Source organism: Megasphaera massiliensis, assembly GCF_036305205.1.
GTDB lineage: Bacteria > Bacillota > Negativicutes > Veillonellales > Megasphaeraceae > Megasphaera > Megasphaera massiliensis.
The window spans coordinates 158,366-176,770 of the sequence record NZ_JAXIXE010000014.1 but is presented as its reverse complement, the minus strand read 5'-3'; the positions used below and the strand labels follow the sequence as shown (position 1 = coordinate 176,770).

Below are 18,405 nucleotides of genomic sequence, written 5' to 3'. Positions count from 1 at the left end.
AACGATAATAAATATCAATGAATATTAAAATAGTATTAAAATATTACATAGTAAAAGGAGATGTTGAGATGAACGCCATTGTAGTATATTCATCCCAGACCGGCCGCACCAAACAGATTGCCGAGGCCGTTGTATCCGGTCTTCCGGAAGGGACGCCCTGCGTCAGCGTCGATGAAATGCCGAAAGATCTTTCCGGTTATGACTGCGTTTTCGTCGGCTTTTGGAGCGATAAAGATCAGGCTGATCCCAAAGGCCAGGAAGCTTTGAGACAGATTAAAAACAACAACGTAGCTGTTTTTGCAACCCTTCATGATGATCCCTATTCGGACCAGGCTTCGAAACACCTGCGCGGTGCTGTGGAACTCTTAAAACCCGGCAGTGGCGTCATCGGAACCTATGTCACCTGGACGGATAAAGATAAATACATGCAGGTTCCCGTCGATGAAAGCGAATTGAACCTCGATCAGGCTCGGGCTTTTGCGCAAGATACGATGAGCCGTGTTCAAAAACAGTAGCCCTTAAGGCTGTGAAAAGACCTCAGATTACCGTTGTAATCCGAGGTCTTTTTTGTAAGCATCATTACTTTGTTCCGGGCTGATGTAGCCTTGTTCGGTCATGAGGGTCAAGACGATTTTTTGACGGGCTTTGGCAGCCTGATAGTTTTGCAGGGGGTTATAATAGGTCGGAGCCTGTACCAGGCCGGCCAGCATGGAGGCTTGGGCCAGGTCTAATTTTTCCGGCGACGTTGTAAAATAGGTCCGGGCGGCATCATCGATGCCCGTAGCATTGGCACCGAAATATGCCGTATTGAGGTAGATCTCTAAAATTTCATCTTTGCTGTAATTCTGTTCCAATAAGAAGGCCATGACGAATTCCTGGGCTTTTCGGGCGATGGTCCGGTCTTGGGACAGAAAGACATTTTTTACGACTTGTTGGCTCAGGGTACTGCCGCCTTCTACGGTTTCACCGGATTGAATATTGGTCAAAATAGCCCGACCGATGCCGATGGGGTCGATGGCTCCATGGGAATAGAAGCGGCGGTCTTCGGTGGCGACGACGGCGTGCTGCATCGGTTTTGAGATGGCTCCGATAGCCACATAGACGGGGATCTTTTTGATTTTGGCATCCATGGCCTGATGAAAGTGTAAATAGGGATAAAGACTGGCTTCAAGAGGTTGGAGCGGGGCCGGCCAAGTCCCTTGGGGCTCGGTTGTTTCCTTTATCCGGCTCGTTGTCCCGGTCGGCGGCTTCGTCGTTTTCGTGGTGTCGAAGACGATATTCCAGCCGGCGCAGAGGACAAAGGCCAAGATGAAAATGGCGATGTATTTTCGTTTCATCACATTCCTCCTATTAAACATCCCTATTATACTATACTTTAGAGGCCGATGGAACTTTGAGACGGCTTAAAAAAAACATGTAAAATTTTTATGCAAAATACTTGCATAATTTTTCTGTCTGATGTATACTATCAAACGTAGACAGAACAAAACTTACCAACAATCGCAGTCGTTCATTCGATAGAGGAGGAACTTATCATGAGCAATACGAAAAAAGAGATTAAAAAAATTGTCCTTGCCTATTCCGGCGGACTCGATACATCCGTCATCATTCCTTGGTTAAAAGAAAACTACCCCGGCGCTGAAGTCATCGCTGCCTGTGCTGACGTCGGCCAGCCGGACGACTTTGAAGCCATTGAAAAGAAAGCCTATGCTTCCGGTGCTTCTAAAGTGTACGTCATGGATATCAAGAAAGAATTTATGGAAGAATACGTATGGCCGACGGTAAAAGCCGGCGCCGTCTATGAAGGAAAATACCTTCTCGGCACGTCCTTTGCCCGTCCGCTCATTTCTAAGAAACTCGTTGAAGTCGCTAAAAAAGAAGGGGCCGAAGCCATTGCCCATGGTGCTACGGGTAAGGGGAATGATCAGGTTCGCTTTGAATTGACGGTCAAAGCCCTGGCTCCGGAAATGACCTTGATTGCACCGTGGCGGATGTGGGACCTCAAATCTCGTGAAGACGAACTGGCTTATGCGGAAGCCCACAACGTTCCTATCGACTATAAATCGGAAGAAAATCCCTATCCCTACAGCATGGACTGGAATATTTGGCATTTGAGCCATGAAGGTGATGACCTCGAAGATCCGGCCAATGCCCCGAAAGACATGGTCTACATGGTCACCAAGACGCCGGAACAGGCTCCGGACGCTCCGGAATACGTTACCATCGATTTTGAAAAAGGGATTCCCGTCGCCGTCAATGGTGAAAAACACGACGCCGTTACCTTGATTACGGTCCTCAATGAAATCGGTGCCCGCAATGGTGTCGGCATCGTCGATATCGTTGAAAACCGTTTGGTCGGCATGAAGAGCCGCGGTATTTACGAAAACCCGGGCGGTGCCATCCTCATGTATGCTCACAGAGAATTGGAATACCTCTGCCTCGACCGCGACACCTTCCACTATAAAGAAACGGCAGCCAACAAGTTTGCCGAACTCGTCTATGACGGTAAATGGTTCTCGCCGCTTCGCGAAGCTCTTTCGGCCTTCGTCGATGAAACGCAGCAGACCGTTACCGGTCAGGTTATTTTGAAACTCTACAAGGGCAATATCATCAGTGCCGGTTCGACGTCGCCTTATTCTTTATACAATGAAGAATTCGTCACCTTTGGTGAAGACGATGTCTATGACCAGACCGATGCCGAAGGGTTCATCAACCTCTTCGGACTGCCCCTCAAGATGCGGGCCCTGATGAAGCAGCATGTTGAAAAGCAGGGTAAATAATAAGGAGCGAATGATATGAAGTTATGGGGCGGCCGGTTCACTAAGGCCACAGATAAAAGTGTAGAAGCCTTCAATGCATCCATTCAGTTCGACTGCCGGATGTACGCCGAAGATATTTGCGGCAGCATCGCCCATGCGACGATGCTGGCCAAAGAAGGCATCATTTCGGAAGCGGATAAGGACGTCATCGTAAAAGGCTTGAAGGTTATTTTCCAGCAAATCGAGGACGGGAATTTTGATTTTTCTGTCGAACTCGAAGATATTCATATGAATATTGAAAAGAGACTTACCGATGCCATTGGCGAAGCGGGAAAACGCCTTCATACGGGGCGGAGCCGCAACGATCAGGTAGCCCTCGATATGCACCTCTATATTCGCCGGGAAATCGCTGCCATTGCCGACCTCTTGGTCAAGCTCCAAGAGTCCCTGGTGAAGGCTGCTGAAAAGTACAGCGACGTCATCATGCCGGGATATACGCACCTGCAGCGGGCTCAGCCGATCCTCTTCAGTCACCATCTCATGGCCTATTTCTCGATGTTGTCCCGTGACTTCATCCACTTGAAATATGCCTGGGAGATGGCCGATATGATGCCCCTTGGCGCCGGTGCCCTGGCCGGGACGACCTATCCCCTTGATCAGCCCTTTGTCGCTGAGACGCTCAAGTTTGGGAAGCTCTATGACAACAGTCTCGATGCCGTCAGCGACCGGGATTATATCATTGCTTTCTTGGAATTTGCCGCTGTTCTCATGATGCACCTCAGCCGCTTGTCGGAAGAATTCATCCTCTGGTCGAGCTCGGAATTTAAATTCATTGAACTAGACGATTCTCACTGCACGGGTTCGTCCATCATGCCCCAGAAGAAGAATCCCGACATCTGCGAACTCGTCCGCGGCAAGACCGGCCGCTTTTACGGCCACCTCATGGGCGTCCTCACTATGATGAAGGGGATTCCCATGGCCTATGACAAGGACATGCAGGAAGATAAGGAAGGCGTCTTTGATGCCATCGACAATTTGAAATTTGCCCTGACCATCTATGCCGCCATGATTGACAAAATGACCGTCAACGGCGAGCATATGCGGGAAGTGCTGGAAAGCGATTTCTCGAACGCTACCGATATGGCCGACTACCTGGCCAAAAAAGGACTTCCTTTCCGTGAAGCCCATGCCGTCGTCGGGAAAGCCGTCCACTACTGCATCGAACAGGGCAAGGTATTACAGCAGTTATCGCTGTCAGAGCTGCAGGCCATGAGCCCTCTCTTCGCCGAAGATATCCATCATTACTTGGATATCGAAACGTGCGTCAAACAGCGTAACACATATAACGGCACGTCGCCAACGTCCGTTGCGCGTCAATGCAAGGCCGGCCGCGATACGATTGCCGGTGAGCATACCCAAATCGGAACTTGGGACGATGTCGTATCCTCTGTCTATGAACTACTGAAGTAACAGCGATTGAAACAAAAAGGAGTTGTCTTTCAAGGCAGCTCCTTTTTGTTTGGCGAAAGGGGCCGGGTGAACAATTACTTGTCATATGGCCTCTCGATAAGGTATAATAAAAAAGCATGAAAAAAATTATAAAAAAAATTACGAAAAAATTATTTGTCTTACTCGTAACAGGAAAGGAGGGGCCTGCCTATGTCACAGACAGCACAAACGACACTGGCTCATGACGTTTCATTTAACGGGATCGGCCTGCATGCTGCCAACGAAGTTCATATGGTACTGCGCCCGGCTCCGGCTGATACAGGGATTGTTTTTATTCGGACCGATTTGCCGGAAAAACCGTCTGTACAAGCCCATCTGACGAATGTAACCAATACGATGCGGGCGACGACCCTGGAAAAAGGGAGCGCCAAGGTCTTTACGGTAGAACATCTGCTGTCGGCCCTTTATGGGATGGAAATCGACAACTGCTTTGTCGAAATGGATTCCGTCGAACCGCCCGTTGCCGACGGCAGCAGTCTGACCTTTGTCAAGCTCATTGAAGAAGCGGGAGTCCGTGAGCTCGATGTGCCGCGCCGACCGCTGGTCATACAGAAACAGCATCTCATTCAGGACGGAGATAAGTTTATCGCTCTTGTGCCTTACGATGGATTCCGCATTACCTTTACATCTATCAATCCGCACCCTATGCTGGGCGTCCAGTTTTTTGACGAGACCGTCACCAAGGCTTCGTACATTGAGCAGATTTCCTTTGCCCGGACGATCGCCTTTACGGAAGAATTGGAAATGCTGAAGAAATTGGGCCTTGGCAAGGGCGGTACGATTGAAAATGTCGTCGTCTATGATAAGACGTCGTGCCTGTCCGTTCCGCGCTCCGATGACGAATTGGTCCGCCATAAGGTGCTCGACATCGTCGGTGATTTGTCTTTACTCGGAAGACCGATACGAGGCCATGTCATTGCCGTCAAATCGAGCCATAACTTAAACAACCAGCTGACACATCAGATTTTTGAAGAACTACAGTGAGCTAAGGAGGAATTCTCATGACTTTGGAAGTAACTGATATTATGGAAATTTTGCCGCATCGCTATCCCATGCTGCTTATTGACCGGATCATTGAATTGGAACCGATGAAATATGCCATCGGCATCAAGAATGCGACCTTTAATGAGCAATTTTTCCAAGGCCACTTTCCGGGCAAGCCGGTCATGCCGGGCGTCCTCATTGCCGAAGCTATGGCCCAGGTCGGCGGTATTGCCCTCTTGTATCCTGAAGAAAACCGCGGCCTCATTCCCTTCTTTACGGGAATCGATAAAATCCGCTTCCGCCATCCCGTCATCCCCGGTGACCAGTTGGTCATGCGGGCTGACATCGAAAAGGTAAAGGGCCGTATGGGCAAGGTCAAGGCTCAGTGTCACGTCGGTGATATCCTCTGCGCCGAAGGAGAATATCTCTTTGCCCTCATGCCGGGACAGAATCCGAAAAAGTAATCAATAAAATTGACTTTATGTTAAATAATGAGCTAAACGGGCGTATTTAGCAGCATAAAGGGGAATATTGCGGGAAATGGCTTGATTTTGCCGGGCGAAATAAATCGTCCTTCCTGCGACTATATACGTAGATATTTATGAATTTAAGCGACTGTCCCTTTTAGGGACAGGGAAGCGAGGAGTGACTTTAATGACCGAGGAAACGAATAACATGCGTCAGAGCATGATACATCCGACGGCTGTTATAGACCCGCAGGCGAAAATTGGGGCTGGTGTTAAAATCGGACCGTATGCCGTTATCGGGCCTCATGTCACTATTGGTGACGGAACAGAAATCATGGCCCACGTTACGATTGACGGTTGGACGACGATTGGTAAAGACTGCCGGTTTTTCCCGAGCTGTTCTATCGGTTCGGAACCGCAGGACTTAAAATATCACGGTGAAAAGAGCTTTCTTATCATCGGCGACCGCTCGGTTTTCCGGGAATTCGTGACGGTCAGCACGGCGACAGGTGAAGGGGAAGAAACGCGAATCGGCAATGACTGCCTGTTCCAGGCCTGTACCCATGTTGCCCACAACTGCGTCGTCGGCAACCACGTCATCATGAGTAACTGCGCCGGCCTTGCCGGTCACGTTACCGTTGAAGATCGGGTCGTCATCGGCGGCATTGCCGGTGTCCATCAGTTTGTCAAAATCGGCCGCAACAGCATGATCGGCGGCCTGGCGAAAGTCGTACAGGACATTCCGCCCTTCGTTATCGCCGACGGTCAGCCTGCACGCTGCATCGGCCTTAACAGTGTCGGCCTTTCACGGGCCGGAGTTCCCGAAGATGTCCGCCGGGAATTGAAAAAAGCATTCCGCATCTTGTACCGTTCCGGACTCAATTTGCGCCAGGCTATTTTTGAAATGGAACAGGAACTGGACAGTTCCGAAGAAGTAGAACATTTTCTCCGCTTCCTTCGCAATGCCGACCGCGGTATTTGCCGAGGAACAAAGGATTAGGCAGCAGCCAGTGAGTAAAAGGGGTGTCGCACCTGCGATAGCCCTTTTTTTACTGACAAGGGACCTGTTTTTTTGTATAATATAGAGATAAATATTTCTCTTTATGAATAAGGATGATTGCTATGGAAAAAGTTGGGCTCTTGGCCGGTATCGGTAAGCTTCCTGTCGAGTTTATGCGTGCTGCAAAACACCTGGGATATGAAGTTGTCGTCATCGCCGTCGTCAGCGATGTCGAACCGGAACTGGCAGCGGAAGCCGATGCATACTACGATATCAACGTTGCCAAGTTGGATAAAATCATTAAGACCCTCAAAAAAAATGACGTCTCGAAAGTTACCATGATCGGGAAGGTCACCAAGGAAATTCTCTTTAAAGGGCTTAAATTTCCCGATTTGCGGGCCATTAAACTGTTGGCGAAATTGCGTAATCGCAAGGACGATACGATCATGCTGGCCATCGTCGATGAACTGGCCAAAGACGGCCTTGAAGTCGTCGACCAGACCTTGTATTTGAAGGATCTCATGCCGGCCATCGGTGTCTTGTCGCGCCGCAAGCCGACGGAAGGGGAAGAAGACGATATCCGCTTCGGTTTCGTGACGGCTAAGGCCATGGGCGGTATGGATATCGGCCAGACCGTCGTCGTTAAGCATAAGGCCGTCATGGCTGTCGAAGCCATTGAAGGGACCGATGCCTGTATTCGCCGCGGCGGGGCTCTCGGCCGTGAAAAATCGGTTGTCGTCAAAGTGGCAAAACCCAACCAGGACCCTCGTTTCGATGTGCCGGCCGTCGGCAGGCAGACGATTTTGTCCATGATTGAAAGCAACTGCAATGTCCTTGCCATGGAAGCTGGACGGACCCTTTTTGTCGAACAAGATGAAGTCCTGCGCCTGGCGGACAGCCACGGCATCGTTATCTGTGCTGTTGATAAGAACTTTTGACGGGAGATCCTATGAAGATTATGTTTTCTGCCGGTGAAGCGTCCGGTGACCTCCACGGCGCCAATTTGGCACGAGCTTTGAAACAACTTGCGCCGGACATCGAACTGCTCGGTATGGGCGGTGAAAAGATGAGAGACGCCGGTGTCGATATCGTCTATGACATCGATAATTTGGGAGTCATCGGCATCGGTGAGATTATCCGCAAGATTCCTTTTTTCTTTCGCCTCCGTGATTTTCTAGTCGATACGATGAAGAAGGAAAAGCCCGACGTCCTCGTTTGCATCGACTATCCGGGCTTTAATATGCGCCTTATAAAGGCCGCCAAAGCTGCCGGAATTCCTGTCATTTATTATATTCTGCCGACCATTTGGGCCTGGCATAAGAGCCGGGGGAAGACGATTGCAAAATATACGGATTTGGCTATTTCCCTTTTCCCTTTTGAAGCCAAGCTCTATGAAGATATAGGGACGAATGTCCTCTATACGGGGCATCCCCTTTTAGACAGCGTCCATCCGAGCCTGAGCCGTCACGACGCTTTTTTGAAGTTTGGCCTTTCGGAAGAGAAGCGAACGATCCTTCTCATGCCCGGGAGCCGTGTCCAGGAAGTGACAAGCCTGCTGCCGTGTATGTTGGAAGCGGCGAAACAGATAGAGCGTGACTACGGAGACCTGCAATTTCTCATCCCGCGGGCTACGACCATCGATAGAGCCATGCTTGATGATATCATTGCCTCTTCCGGCATGACTGTCACTGTCGGAGAAGGCAATGTCTATGACATGATGAATATCAGTACCGCTGCGATTGCAGCTTCGGGGACGGCAACCCTTGAAACGGCCCTGATGGGGCTTCCGACCCTTCTCGTATATCGCGTCAATCGCCTGACCTATTGGCTTTCCAAGATTCTGGTACATATTGAAAGTATCGGCCTGCCCAACATCATCATGGGCCGCAGGGTGATTCCCGAGCTGTGGCAGGATGATGTGACGCCGGATAATATTGCTGACGTCGTCCTTCCTATGCTGGACGACGGACCGCGCCGGGCGAAGCTCTGTGAGGACCTTTCTGCCGTGCGCCGTACGATGGGGGAATCAGGAGCTGTGATGCGTACAGCCCAGGCTGTCTTAACTTTTGCAAGAGAAAGAGGTATTCATGAAGCAGTACAATAGTTGGCAAGGTTATAAACGATTATTAACTTTCATCAAACCCTATAAGACACGGCTCGTTTTCGCCGTCATCTGTATGGCTCTGTCCGGGGCGAGCAACGTCGTCGTTCCCTGGCTAATCAAGGACGTCATCGACAAGGTATTGGCCAATAAAGACATTTATACCTTGAACCTTATCGTCATCGGCATCTTGGTCCTGTTTTTACTGCGCGGCGTCTTTTACTTTGGCGAACGCTATCTCATGAGTTTCGTCGGCCAGAAAATCGTCAATGATATCCGCGAAAAACTGTACCGCCATTTGCAGACCCTGTCCCTGTCTTATTTTGATAAGCATAAGACGGGCAATATCATGAGCAACCTGACCAATGACGTCACGGCCCTTCAGACGGCCATTGCCGGCAACCTCATTTCTTTCGTTCAGGAAGCCGTCATCCTCGTCGGTTCTTTGGCATCGATGATTTTCCTCTATTGGAAGCTGACCCTCCTGACCCTGGTCATCGTGCCTCTCGTCGTTTTTACGATCAACTTCTTCGGCTCCCGCCTGCGCCGTGCCGGCCACGACGTACAGGGCAAGATGGCAGATATTACGTCTCTGCTTGAAGAAGCCATTTCCGGCATTCGCATCATTCGCTCCTTTAACCGCGAAGATTTTGAAATCCGGCGTTTCATGCTGCAAAACGACCGCAACTTCTGGGCCCTTATGAATACGACCCGGCTGACGTCTTTATTGACGCCGTTTATCCAGTTCTTTGCGGCCATTGCCGTAACCGGCATCATCTGGTATGGCGGCATGAGTGTCATCAACGGAGAAATGACGGCCGGTGCCTTGATTGCCTTCCTCATCTATGCCATTAACTTGGCGAATCCCGTTCGCCGCATCAGTGAAATCTACGGTGACATCCAAAAATCTCTGGCCGCTGCCGACCGCGTCTTTGAAACGATCGACACCGTGCCCGACGTCAAGGAAAAAGAAGGTGCTGTAACCCTGCCGCAAGTAAAAGGGGAAGTGACCTTCGATAACGTTTCCTTTGCCTATGATAAAGAACACCCGGCTTTGACTGACTTTAATCTCGAAGTCCGTCCGGGCGAAGTCGTTGCCCTCGTCGGTCCCAGCGGTGCCGGAAAATCGACGGTGGCCAACTTACTGCCTCGCTTTTATGACGTTACGGCAGGCCGCCTCTTGATTGACGGCATCGACGTCCGGGACGTCACCTTTGCCTCCCTGCGCCAGCAAATCGGCCTCGTGCCGCAGGAAACGATGCTTTTTAATGCCAGCGTTCGGGAAAACATCCTGTACGGTCGGCTCGATGCGACGGAAGACGAAATCGTCGCGGCCGCCAAAGCTGCCAATGCCCACGAATTCATTATGAGACTGCCCGGCGGCTATGACGCCCTCGTCGGTGACCGGGGCAACTCCTTGTCCGGCGGTCAGCGCCAGCGCATTGCTATTGCCCGGGCTATTCTCAAAAATCCCCGCATTCTCATCCTCGATGAAGCGACGTCCGCCCTCGATACGGAAAGCGAAAAAATTGTCCAGGCTGCCCTGGATCGACTCATGGAAGGCCGGACTGCCGTCGTCATTGCTCATCGTCTGAGCACGGTCCGCAACGCCGACAACATCGTCGTCATCGACCATGGTCACATCGTGGAAACGGGGACTCACGCCGAATTATTGGCCAAAGACGGCCTTTATGCACACCTCTACGCCGTTCAATTTAACGATAAGAAAGAAGCTTCAGAAGGTTGATAGCGATGAAGAATTTAAAATCCCATCCGATGTACTGGCTGTATAATATTCTCCTCCTCATTTATTGGGCGACTCTCATTCCCATGTTGATTTACCGCTTAATCCATGAAGAAGGTTTTTATCAGCGCATCAAACAGAGCATCGGCTTTTTGCCGGATGAATTAAAAGAAAAAATATCCAATCGCCATGCCATTTGGGTCCATGCCGCCTCGGTCGGTGAAATCGTAGCGGCCAGCCCCATTGTGCGTGAAATGCGAAAAAAACACCCCGATGAAGTCATCATCGTATCGGTCGTAACGGCGACGGGGTTCCGCATGGCCCATCAAATCATAAAAGGGGCCGACGGGATCCTCTACTTCCCTTTGGATTTGCCTTATTTGACCAACCGTATCCTGACCATCGTCAATCCGCAGGCTATCGTCTTAGTCGAAACGGAAATCTGGCCTAACTTTTTGCGCATTGCTGCTGACAAAAAGATTCCGGTCATGATGATGAACGGCCGTATCAGTCAGCGCAGTGCCGTTCGCTACCGCCTGATTACCTTTTTTACGCGCCGCGTCTTGTCGACGATTCGCATGTTCTGCATGCAGAGCTATATCGATGCCCAGTACATCATCGATATCGGCGCCGATCCCAATAAGGTCATCGTCACGGGCAACACCAAGTACGACCAGACTTATGGTATCGTAACGGAAGAAGAGAAGAAGCGCTTCCTTCATGAACTCGGCTTTTCTGAAGGCAGTCCCATCATGATTGCCGGCAGTACCCACCGCGGCGAAAACAGTCCGGTATATAAGGCCTTTGTGAAAATTCGCGACCATTTTCCCGATGCCAAATTGATTATTGCACCGCGCTATATTTACCAGGCCGACCTCATCGTCGATGAAGGCATTAAGCACGGCGTGACCATGGTCAAACGCAGTGACATGATGGCCGGAAAGGCCGTTCGCTCGGCCTATGACGGCGTCGTCCTCGATACCATCGGGGAACTGGGGCGGGTCTACAGCCTTGGCGATTTAATCTTCGTCGGCGGCAGTTTGGCCCATATTGGAGGCCATAATATCCTCGAACCGGCGGCGCACGGGAAACCGATCGTCGTCGGACCGAATATGTTTAACTTCGTTGAAATCTTCGAGCTCCTCAGTCGTCACGGTGCCTGTGTCATGGTGAATAACGAAGAGGAATTCGTCGACACTTGCCTCGACATCCTCGTCAATCCCGATCGGGCCGAAGCGATGAAGCGAAATTGTATTGCCGTCGTCCGGGAAAATCAAGGGGCGACTCGTAAGAATTTAGATAAACTGCAAGAAATGTTGGAATCGATTCAGACCGGGAGGTGAGCCTATGTCCTTGAGAACGGCAGGAACTGCTTACTTTCATTATTTGACAGGAAGCAAAGAACATCACTGGTGGGACTGGCCGGCTCTGCTCTTCCTTAGCGGCGCCTCTTGGATTTATCGAAAGGCCGTCATCATGAAGTACCGCTCCTTTGCCGACCACGAGGAGCGGCAGGAACGGCTCCCGGCTGTCGTCATCAGCTTGGGTAATATTACCGTCGGCGGGACGGGGAAGACGCCTATGGCCTGTATGCTGGCTAAAGAACTTTCTGCCCGGGGCTGGCGCGTAGCACTCCTCAACCGAGGCTATCACTCGAAACGGGAGAAGAGCGGCGCTTCGGTCATGTCCGATGGCCGCATGGTACTCCTTACGGCTGAAGAGGGGGGCGATGAAGCGAGTCTCATGGCCAGAAGCCTCATGGGCATTCCCGTCCTCGTCGGTCGGGACCGGGCTGTAAGCGGCCGCATGGCCGTTGAAAAATTCGATGCTCAGATACTCATCCTCGACGACGGCTTCCAGCACTGGCAGCTTTATCGCGACGTCGACATCGTCCTCATCGATGGAACCAATCCCTTTGGAAATGGCCATGTCCTGCCGCGAGGCATCCTGCGCGAACCGCTGGCGCATCTTTCTCGGGCCGACGTCTTTATCATTACCAAGGTTGACCAGGTATCACCGGAGACTGTGGCTCAGATTCAAGAGGACCTTCGGCGATACAATTCGTCGGCTCCCGTGGCCTTATCGGTCCACAAGCCCTCGGCCGTCCTTCCTTTTTTAAATTGGGATCAAGGCCTTCACCCGGAAGAGGCCATGCCGGCTGACCTTATGGCACAACCGGTGCTGGCCGTATCGGCCCTCGGCAATCCGGCCTCTTTTGAAGAGACCCTTCGCGGGGCCGGCTTCACCGTATCCGGCGTCCTTCGCTTTGAAGATCATCATCATTACGGACCTTCGGATATCCGGCGAATGGCCGACATGGCTGCCGAAAAGCAGTGTATTCTGGTGACGACAGAAAAAGATGCCGTGAAGCTTCCCGCCGATCTTGTAAAAGAATACGACCTTCCCTTGTACGTCTTGGCCATTACCCTTGATATCGTAGAAGGGCAAGAAAAAATAGATGCCGTCTTGCAATCTGTATTGGAGGATAAACTATGAATTTTGTATGCATCATTCCCTCGCGCTACGCTTCGACGCGCCTGCCGGGGAAGCCTTTATGTGATATTGCCGGCAAACCGATGGTACAGCGCGTGTATGAACAGGCGTCCAAGGCCTCGAAACTGACGGCTGTCGTCGTCGCTGTCGACAATCCTAAAGTTTATGACACTGTCGTTTCCTTTGGCGGTCATGCCGTCATGACCCGGGAAGACCATACCAATGGGACCGATCGCTTGGCCGAAGCCGTGGCTCACTTTCCCGATGCCGACGTCATCATTAACGTCCAAGGCGATGAACCGCTCATTGCGCCGGACGTCATCGATGATCTGTGCCGGGTTTTTGAAGAGGAGCCCGATCTTTCTATGGCTACCGTTGCAGCGCCTCTGACTGAAGAAGAATATCATGAACCGAGTGCCGTAAAGGTCGTCCTCAATCAGCGCGACGAAGCTATGTATTTTTCACGGTCCCTCATTCCGTATCCGCGGCATGCTTTTGAAGAGGGCGGCGTGGTACCATACAAACACATCGGGATTTATGCCTACCGCCGGGACTTTCTCTTGGCCTATGCCGCTATGGAACCGACCCCGGCAGAAAAAGTTGAGTCCCTCGAACAGTTGCGAGTTCTCGAAAATGGTTATAAGATAAAAGTGATAAAAACGCATCATCAATTCATTGGCATCGATACGCCGGATGATCTTGAACGCATCCGCCGTTATTTTGCTGAATCTGCTCATAAAGGGGAATAGACTATGGAAACAGTGAAACAAATTCATGTTGGCAATACGATCGTCGGCGGCAACGGCAGCCTCTTTGTCATGGCCGGTCCGTGTGTCATCGAAGATCCGGAACGGACGCTCAACATCGGCCGCAAGATGAAAGAAATTTGCGAACGACTGGGCCTGCCCTATATTTTTAAAGCCTCTTTTGACAAGGCCAATCGTTCGTCATATACGTCGTATCGCGGACCGGGCCTTACAGAAGGCCTGCGTATTTTAGGGGACATCAAAAAGGAACTTCAAGTTCCCGTCGTCAGTGACGTCCACGAAGTCCACCAGGTGGAAGCGGCCGCTGAAGTCCTGGATGTCATCCAGATTCCGGCCTTTCTCTGCCGGCAGACGGATCTGGTCGAAGCCGCTGCTGCAACGGGTAAATGCGTCAACGTAAAAAAAGGCCAGTTTTTGGCACCGGAAGACATGAAGAATGTCGTCGATAAGATTGTCCATTCGGGTAATGAAAATATCATGCTCACCGAACGAGGCGTCAGCCTGGGCTATCATAACCTGGTCGTCGACATGCGTTCCTTCCCGATTATGCGCAGCTTCGGCTATCCTGTCGTCTTTGATGCGACCCACAGCGTTCAGCTGCCGGGCGGTGCCGGTACCAAATCGTCCGGTCAGCGCCAGTTCATTGGTAATCTGTCCCGTGCTGCTGCCGGTTCCGGCATCGACGGCGTTTTCATGGAAGTTCATGACAACCCGGCCGAAGCGCTCAGCGACGGCCCGAATATGCTGTATTTGTCGCAGGTCGAAAAGGTCCTTCGCGATATGGTCGCCATTCGCGACATTGCCAAAAACAGCGTAAGTACGGAAATGTGAGGGGAGCCGATATGATGGATATTTTAGAAGAAGCAAGAGACGTGCTCCATCAGGAAGCACAGGGGATTGAAAAATTAATTCCGACATTGGATCAGAACTTCGTCAATGCCGTGAATCTTATCATGGAATCCCACGGTCGGGTCATTGTCACCGGCATGGGAAAATCAGGGCATATTGCCCGCAAAGTAGCGGCTACCTTGTCGAGTACGGGAACGCCGTCCATTTTTCTCCATCCGGCTGAAGGGATCCACGGTGACTTGGGCATGGTTACGGCCGACGATGTCGTCCTCGCTTTTTCAAACAGCGGGGAAACCATTGAAATCCTCAATACCCTGCCGTCGCTCAAACGCATTGGGGCGAAACTCATCGCCGTCGTCGGCAACCATAATTCGACCTTGGCTAAACATGCTGACATCATCCTCGATGCATCCGTTGAAAAAGAAGCCTGCCCCTTAGGACTGGCTCCGACGACGAGTACGACCGTCTCGTTGGCTCTTGGCGATGCCCTGGCAGTGGTTCTCCTTACACAGCACCACTTTACGAAAGAACAATTCGGTATCTTCCATCCCGGCGGTGCCCTTGGCAAAAAACTGCTGCTCACCGTCGATGATGTCATGCATAAAGGCGAGGACAACCCGGTCGTCAATGAAGACAGCAGCGTTCAGGACGCCCTGTTTCTCATGACCGAAAAAGGCCTCGGCGCCGTTTCCGTCATCGATGAAGGCGGCAAACTGATCGGTCTCGTCACCGACGGCGACGTCCGCCGCGGTCTGGAAACGGGCTCTAATTTCCTGCAGTGGCCCGTCGACGCCATGATGACCAAAAACCCGCGGGTGATCGTCAACCATAAACTGGCGACAGAAGCCCTGCACATCATGGAAAAGAATCAGCCGCGGCCGATTACGGTTCTGCCCGTCGTCGATGAAGATCAGAAGGTCGTCGGCATGGTCCACATTACAGATTTACTGCGGCAGGGAGTGGTCTGATGGGCTTTTTGACACACGTTAAAATGCTGGCCCTCGATGTCGACGGCGTCTTAACGGACGGCATTATTTATTACAGTCCGTCCGGCGATGCCATGAAAGGCTTTTCGGCTCGTGACGGCATGGGGATTTCCCTGGTCCGGGCAGCCGGCTTGAAGACGGCTTTGGTTACGGGTCGCCGTTCACCCATGGTTGAACAGCGTGCCAAGGATTTGCATATCGATTATGTCCTGCAGGATTGTTCTCATAAACTGCGGTCTATGCAGCAATTATGCAGTGAAATCGGTCTTTCTCTCGATGAAGTGGCTTACATGGGAGATGACCTGAATGACGTTGAACTCATTGCCAATGCCGGATTTGGTGCCGCCCCCCTCGATGCCTGTGAAGAAGCACGGAACTCGGCTGCTTTTGTGTCTGCCTATCCCGGCGGCCATGGGGCCCTCAGGGAGTTTGCCGAATATATTTTAAAAAGCCAACACGTTTGGGATGACGTCCTGCGCCGTTATCTGGGGGATTCGGCATTTACGTTGCGCCAATAAGAAAGGAGAGTCTGTACTGTGGGGAAGGAATGGCAGTACCACGTTGCTCGCGGATTTGGGAAATTTCTCTGTTGTCTTCCGTATCCGCTCATCATTTCTTTGGGCCGTACACTCGGTCCTTTCGTAGGAAAACTTATGAAAAAGCAGCGCGAACGCGGTATCTTCCAAATCCAGCGCGGTTTGGAATGCAGTCGGCCCGAAGCGGAAGCCATCATGACCGAAGTCTTTCGCAATCTGGGACAGTCGCTGATGGAAATTCTCTATACGCCGCGGTTGAATCCCGACAATATTCGCCAATACGTCACGCTCGACCATCCGGAACGACTCGATGAAGCGATGAAAGAAGATAAAGGGGTCATCGTTCTTACCGCGCATATGGGGAACTGGGAATGGCTCGGTGCCTTAGCCATGTATGGCTATCCGGCATCGACGATTGTCAAAAACCAGGCTAATAGTGCCGTTACCCGACTGCTCAATGAAAATCGGGAAGGCATGGGACTTGAAGTCTTTGCCCGAGGCGGTAATGAAATGATCATCGCCGCCCGTGCCCTGAAACGAAAGAAACTCCTCGGTTTTTTGGCCGACCAGGACGGCGGCTTTTACGGCGTGCCGCAACCCTTCTTGGGGAAGATGAGCTCGACGCCTAAGGGACCGGCCATGTTTGCCCAAAAATTTCACTCGCCCATCATTCCGGTCTTTACCATCCATGATGAAAACCACCGTACGCACCTGGCTATCGGAGAAATCATGCATTATGAAGACACGGGGGATAAGGAAGCCGATATTGCCCGCATGACCCGTAAGATGGCGGTTATTACGGAAAATTTCATCAAAGAACATCCGACCGAATGGCTGTGGTTCCAGCATCGCTGGAGTACGGAGCCGGAAGAGATCATTGCATTACAACAGAAACCGGAGGCGCATATCGATGATAGCCGAAAAGCTGAAAAAGAATAAGATTTCCCTGATTGCCGTCATCGCAGTCATCGGCTTTGCTGTCATGCTCTACGTCTTCATGAATCCCAACACGTCGGAGGATACGATGGTAAGTCCTGATAAGCTCGTCGAGTTCGATGGGTCGGAACTCGAAGAAAAACAGGATGGCAAACTGGTCTGGAGACTGACGGCGGATAAGATTCAAATCGATCCGGATACGCAGATCATGTATTTTACGAATCCGAAAGCACTGGTCGTCGCCGAAGACGGAACGCAGATGACCATTACCTCTGATAAAGGCATTGTCGACCGGGAAAAGCGTACCATTGAAATCAAGCAGCCGGTCAAGGCTGAAACCGATAAGGGCGATACGTTGCAGACTGAAGGCAGTGTGTATTATAATATGGATACGCGTATGATTAAAGGCGGCAAAGTCGTCATGGAGCGCCATGATAATACGACGCTGAAAGCAGATTCTTTTGAAACCGACAGCAGTCTGACCAAGGTCTTGCTGACCGGCCATGCGCAAGTGACAAGGGGAGAATAATTATGATAGAATTCTTGGGAAGAAAATTGGCAGCCGCTGCCCTTATCGGGTCCTTGATCCTTCCGTCTGCCGGGGTCATGGCCGCCGATAACAACGGCAATCCTGCCGTATCGGTTACGGCAGACAAGCTCGAATACAACGGTAAGACGCAGGTGGCAACGGCTACGGGCAACGTCGTCATCGTCCGCGACCAGGCGACCATGACCGGCAATAAAGGCGTCTACAACTTGAAGACGTCCGAAGCCGACATGGAAGGCAATGTTGCCGTACAGCAGCCGAATATGCAGCTCAATTCAGATAAAATGCATTCGACGAACCGCAACTATATCGTAGCCACGGGGAATGTCCACGGTGTCTATGAAGATAAAAAAGTTCGCGGCGATAAGGTAGAATACTACCTCGACAAGGATCACAGCATCGTCACCGGCAACGGCTATCTCGAAGCTCAGGGGTCGCAGATGTGGGCCGACCACATCGATGCCTGGTTTAAACAGATAAAGGCCGTCGGTACGGGCAATGTCCATATCGAATCGCCGGCGGACAACCTGGTGGCCTATGCCAATCAGGCTATCTACACCCAGACTCCGGGCCAAAATGACGGCGTCGTCCATCTCCGGGGCAACGTCAATGCGACCCAGAACGGCAATTCCTTAAATGGGGATAATGTCGATATTCAACTTGCCGATAATTCTGTTCAGACTCGCAGCCGCTCGACCATCGTCATCGTGCCGGGCAGTGAGTAAGG

19 protein-coding genes are annotated in these 18,405 nt (G+C 51.4%); 18 read left to right on the top strand and 1 reads right to left on the bottom strand.

Going from position 1 to position 18,405, the window contains the following annotated elements; genetic code table 11:
• Positions 1 to 68: 68 nt before the first annotated feature.
• Positions 69 to 515, top strand: coding sequence for a flavodoxin family protein (locus UCI88_RS02910; RefSeq protein WP_044504531.1), 447 nt, complete (start codon positions 69 to 71; stop codon positions 513 to 515).
• Between the two features lie 27 nt (positions 516 to 542).
• On the opposite strand, the gene UCI88_RS02905 is transcribed toward UCI88_RS02910, so the two are convergent.
• Complete coding sequence (locus UCI88_RS02905; RefSeq protein WP_044504530.1) at positions 543 to 1,337, bottom strand: transglycosylase domain-containing protein; 795 nt, start codon at positions 1,335 to 1,337, stop codon at positions 543 to 545.
• A gap of 198 nt (positions 1,338 to 1,535) precedes the next feature.
• Between UCI88_RS02905 and UCI88_RS02900 the strand changes: the two genes are divergently transcribed.
• The 17 genes from UCI88_RS02900 (at position 1,536) to UCI88_RS02820 (ending at position 18,403) form a co-directional block, all read left to right on the top strand.
• The gene (locus tag UCI88_RS02900) at positions 1,536 to 2,780 is read left to right on the top strand and encodes an argininosuccinate synthase (protein ID WP_044504529.1); all 1,245 of its coding nucleotides are present in this window, start codon (positions 1,536 to 1,538) and stop codon (positions 2,778 to 2,780) included.
• Positions 2,781 to 2,795: 15 nt separating this feature from the next.
• The gene (argH, locus tag UCI88_RS02895; protein ID WP_256179747.1) at positions 2,796 to 4,229 is read left to right on the top strand and encodes an argininosuccinate lyase; all 1,434 of its coding nucleotides are present in this window, start codon (positions 2,796 to 2,798) and stop codon (positions 4,227 to 4,229) included.
• 189 nt (positions 4,230 to 4,418) lie between these two features.
• A complete protein-coding gene (gene lpxC / locus UCI88_RS02890; protein ID WP_044504527.1) occupies positions 4,419 to 5,252 on the top strand; it encodes a UDP-3-O-acyl-N-acetylglucosamine deacetylase in 834 nt (277 codons plus the stop codon).
• A 17-nt stretch (positions 5,253 to 5,269) separates the two neighbouring features.
• Positions 5,270 to 5,716 carry a 3-hydroxyacyl-ACP dehydratase FabZ gene (fabZ, locus tag UCI88_RS02885; protein ID WP_044504526.1) on the top strand — a complete coding sequence of 149 codons (447 nt, stop codon included), beginning with the start codon at positions 5,270 to 5,272 and terminating at the stop codon, positions 5,714 to 5,716.
• Positions 5,717 to 5,906: 190 nt separating this feature from the next.
• On the top strand, positions 5,907 to 6,719 hold the full coding sequence (lpxA, locus tag UCI88_RS02880) for an acyl-ACP--UDP-N-acetylglucosamine O-acyltransferase (protein WP_044504525.1): 813 nt from the start codon (positions 5,907 to 5,909) through the stop codon (positions 6,717 to 6,719).
• Positions 6,720 to 6,841: 122 nt separating this feature from the next.
• Entirely contained in the window at positions 6,842 to 7,657 is an 816-nt protein-coding gene (locus tag UCI88_RS02875; protein ID WP_065359432.1) for an LpxI family protein, read from the top strand.
• A gap of 11 nt (positions 7,658 to 7,668) precedes the next feature.
• On the top strand, positions 7,669 to 8,823 hold the full coding sequence (gene lpxB / locus UCI88_RS02870; protein ID WP_256179749.1) for a lipid-A-disaccharide synthase: 1,155 nt from the start codon (positions 7,669 to 7,671) through the stop codon (positions 8,821 to 8,823).
• Positions 8,807 to 10,567 carry a lipid A export permease/ATP-binding protein MsbA gene (msbA, locus tag UCI88_RS02865; protein WP_044504522.1) on the top strand — a complete coding sequence of 587 codons (1,761 nt, stop codon included), beginning with the start codon at positions 8,807 to 8,809 and terminating at the stop codon, positions 10,565 to 10,567. Before lpxB ends, msbA begins: the two co-directional genes overlap by 17 nt.
• Positions 10,568 to 10,572: 5 nt before the next feature.
• Positions 10,573 to 11,907 carry a 3-deoxy-D-manno-octulosonic acid transferase gene (locus UCI88_RS02860; RefSeq protein ID WP_044504521.1) on the top strand — a complete coding sequence of 445 codons (1,335 nt, stop codon included), beginning with the start codon at positions 10,573 to 10,575 and terminating at the stop codon, positions 11,905 to 11,907.
• Positions 11,908 to 11,911: 4 nt separating this feature from the next.
• Positions 11,912 to 13,060, top strand: a complete 1,149-nt coding sequence (gene lpxK, locus UCI88_RS02855) for a tetraacyldisaccharide 4'-kinase (RefSeq protein WP_256179750.1) — start codon at positions 11,912 to 11,914, stop codon at positions 13,058 to 13,060.
• Positions 13,057 to 13,806, top strand: a complete 750-nt coding sequence (gene kdsB, locus UCI88_RS02850) for a 3-deoxy-manno-octulosonate cytidylyltransferase (RefSeq protein WP_065359428.1) — start codon at positions 13,057 to 13,059, stop codon at positions 13,804 to 13,806. The genes lpxK and kdsB overlap by 4 nt, the downstream gene beginning before the upstream one ends.
• Positions 13,807 to 13,809: 3 nt before the next feature.
• Positions 13,810 to 14,655: a 3-deoxy-8-phosphooctulonate synthase gene (gene kdsA, locus UCI88_RS02845; protein WP_044504518.1), complete on the top strand. Its 846-nt coding sequence runs from the start codon at positions 13,810 to 13,812 to the stop codon at positions 14,653 to 14,655.
• Positions 14,656 to 14,669: 14 nt separating this feature from the next.
• Positions 14,670 to 15,641 carry a KpsF/GutQ family sugar-phosphate isomerase gene (locus tag UCI88_RS02840; RefSeq protein ID WP_044504903.1) on the top strand — a complete coding sequence of 324 codons (972 nt, stop codon included), beginning with the start codon at positions 14,670 to 14,672 and terminating at the stop codon, positions 15,639 to 15,641.
• Positions 15,641 to 16,177: a KdsC family phosphatase gene (locus UCI88_RS02835; RefSeq protein ID WP_044504517.1), complete on the top strand. Its 537-nt coding sequence runs from the start codon at positions 15,641 to 15,643 to the stop codon at positions 16,175 to 16,177. The genes UCI88_RS02840 and UCI88_RS02835 overlap by 1 nt, the downstream gene beginning before the upstream one ends.
• A gap of 18 nt (positions 16,178 to 16,195) precedes the next feature.
• Complete coding sequence (locus UCI88_RS02830) at positions 16,196 to 17,134, top strand: lysophospholipid acyltransferase family protein (RefSeq protein WP_044504516.1); 939 nt, start codon at positions 16,196 to 16,198, stop codon at positions 17,132 to 17,134.
• Entirely contained in the window at positions 17,106 to 17,660 is a 555-nt protein-coding gene (gene lptC / locus UCI88_RS02825) for an LPS export ABC transporter periplasmic protein LptC (protein ID WP_044504515.1), read from the top strand. The genes UCI88_RS02830 and lptC overlap by 29 nt, the downstream gene beginning before the upstream one ends.
• Positions 17,661 to 17,662: 2 nt before the next feature.
• Positions 17,663 to 18,403, top strand: coding sequence for an LptA/OstA family protein (locus tag UCI88_RS02820; RefSeq protein WP_065359425.1), 741 nt, complete (start codon positions 17,663 to 17,665; stop codon positions 18,401 to 18,403).
• Positions 18,404 to 18,405: the final 2 nt, after the last annotated feature.

Bases quoted from the DNA above. Each gene is read 5' to 3' on its own strand.
- UCI88_RS02910 (WP_044504531.1), top strand. From the start codon at position 69: ATGAACGCCATTGTAGTATATTCATCCCAGACCGGCCGCACCAAACAG.
- UCI88_RS02905 (WP_044504530.1), bottom strand. From the start codon at position 1,337: ATGAAACGAAAATACATCGCCATTTTCATCTTGGCCTTTGTCCTCTGC.
- UCI88_RS02900 (WP_044504529.1), top strand. From the start codon at position 1,536: ATGAGCAATACGAAAAAAGAGATTAAAAAAATTGTCCTTGCCTATTCC.
- argH (WP_256179747.1), top strand. From the start codon at position 2,796: ATGAAGTTATGGGGCGGCCGGTTCACTAAGGCCACAGATAAAAGTGTA.
- lpxC (WP_044504527.1), top strand. From the start codon at position 4,419: ATGTCACAGACAGCACAAACGACACTGGCTCATGACGTTTCATTTAAC.
- fabZ (WP_044504526.1), top strand. From the start codon at position 5,270: ATGACTTTGGAAGTAACTGATATTATGGAAATTTTGCCGCATCGCTAT.
- lpxA (WP_044504525.1), top strand. From the start codon at position 5,907: ATGACCGAGGAAACGAATAACATGCGTCAGAGCATGATACATCCGACG.
- UCI88_RS02875 (WP_065359432.1), top strand. From the start codon at position 6,842: ATGGAAAAAGTTGGGCTCTTGGCCGGTATCGGTAAGCTTCCTGTCGAG.
- lpxB (WP_256179749.1), top strand. From the start codon at position 7,669: ATGAAGATTATGTTTTCTGCCGGTGAAGCGTCCGGTGACCTCCACGGC.
- msbA (WP_044504522.1), top strand. From the start codon at position 8,807: ATGAAGCAGTACAATAGTTGGCAAGGTTATAAACGATTATTAACTTTC.
- UCI88_RS02860 (WP_044504521.1), top strand. From the start codon at position 10,573: ATGAAGAATTTAAAATCCCATCCGATGTACTGGCTGTATAATATTCTC.
- lpxK (WP_256179750.1), top strand. From the start codon at position 11,912: ATGTCCTTGAGAACGGCAGGAACTGCTTACTTTCATTATTTGACAGGA.
- kdsB (WP_065359428.1), top strand. From the start codon at position 13,057: ATGAATTTTGTATGCATCATTCCCTCGCGCTACGCTTCGACGCGCCTG.
- kdsA (WP_044504518.1), top strand. From the start codon at position 13,810: ATGGAAACAGTGAAACAAATTCATGTTGGCAATACGATCGTCGGCGGC.
- UCI88_RS02840 (WP_044504903.1), top strand. From the start codon at position 14,670: ATGGATATTTTAGAAGAAGCAAGAGACGTGCTCCATCAGGAAGCACAG.
- UCI88_RS02835 (WP_044504517.1), top strand. From the start codon at position 15,641: ATGGGCTTTTTGACACACGTTAAAATGCTGGCCCTCGATGTCGACGGC.
- lptC (WP_044504515.1), top strand. From the start codon at position 17,106: ATGATAGCCGAAAAGCTGAAAAAGAATAAGATTTCCCTGATTGCCGTC.
- UCI88_RS02820 (WP_065359425.1), top strand. From the start codon at position 17,663: ATGATAGAATTCTTGGGAAGAAAATTGGCAGCCGCTGCCCTTATCGGG.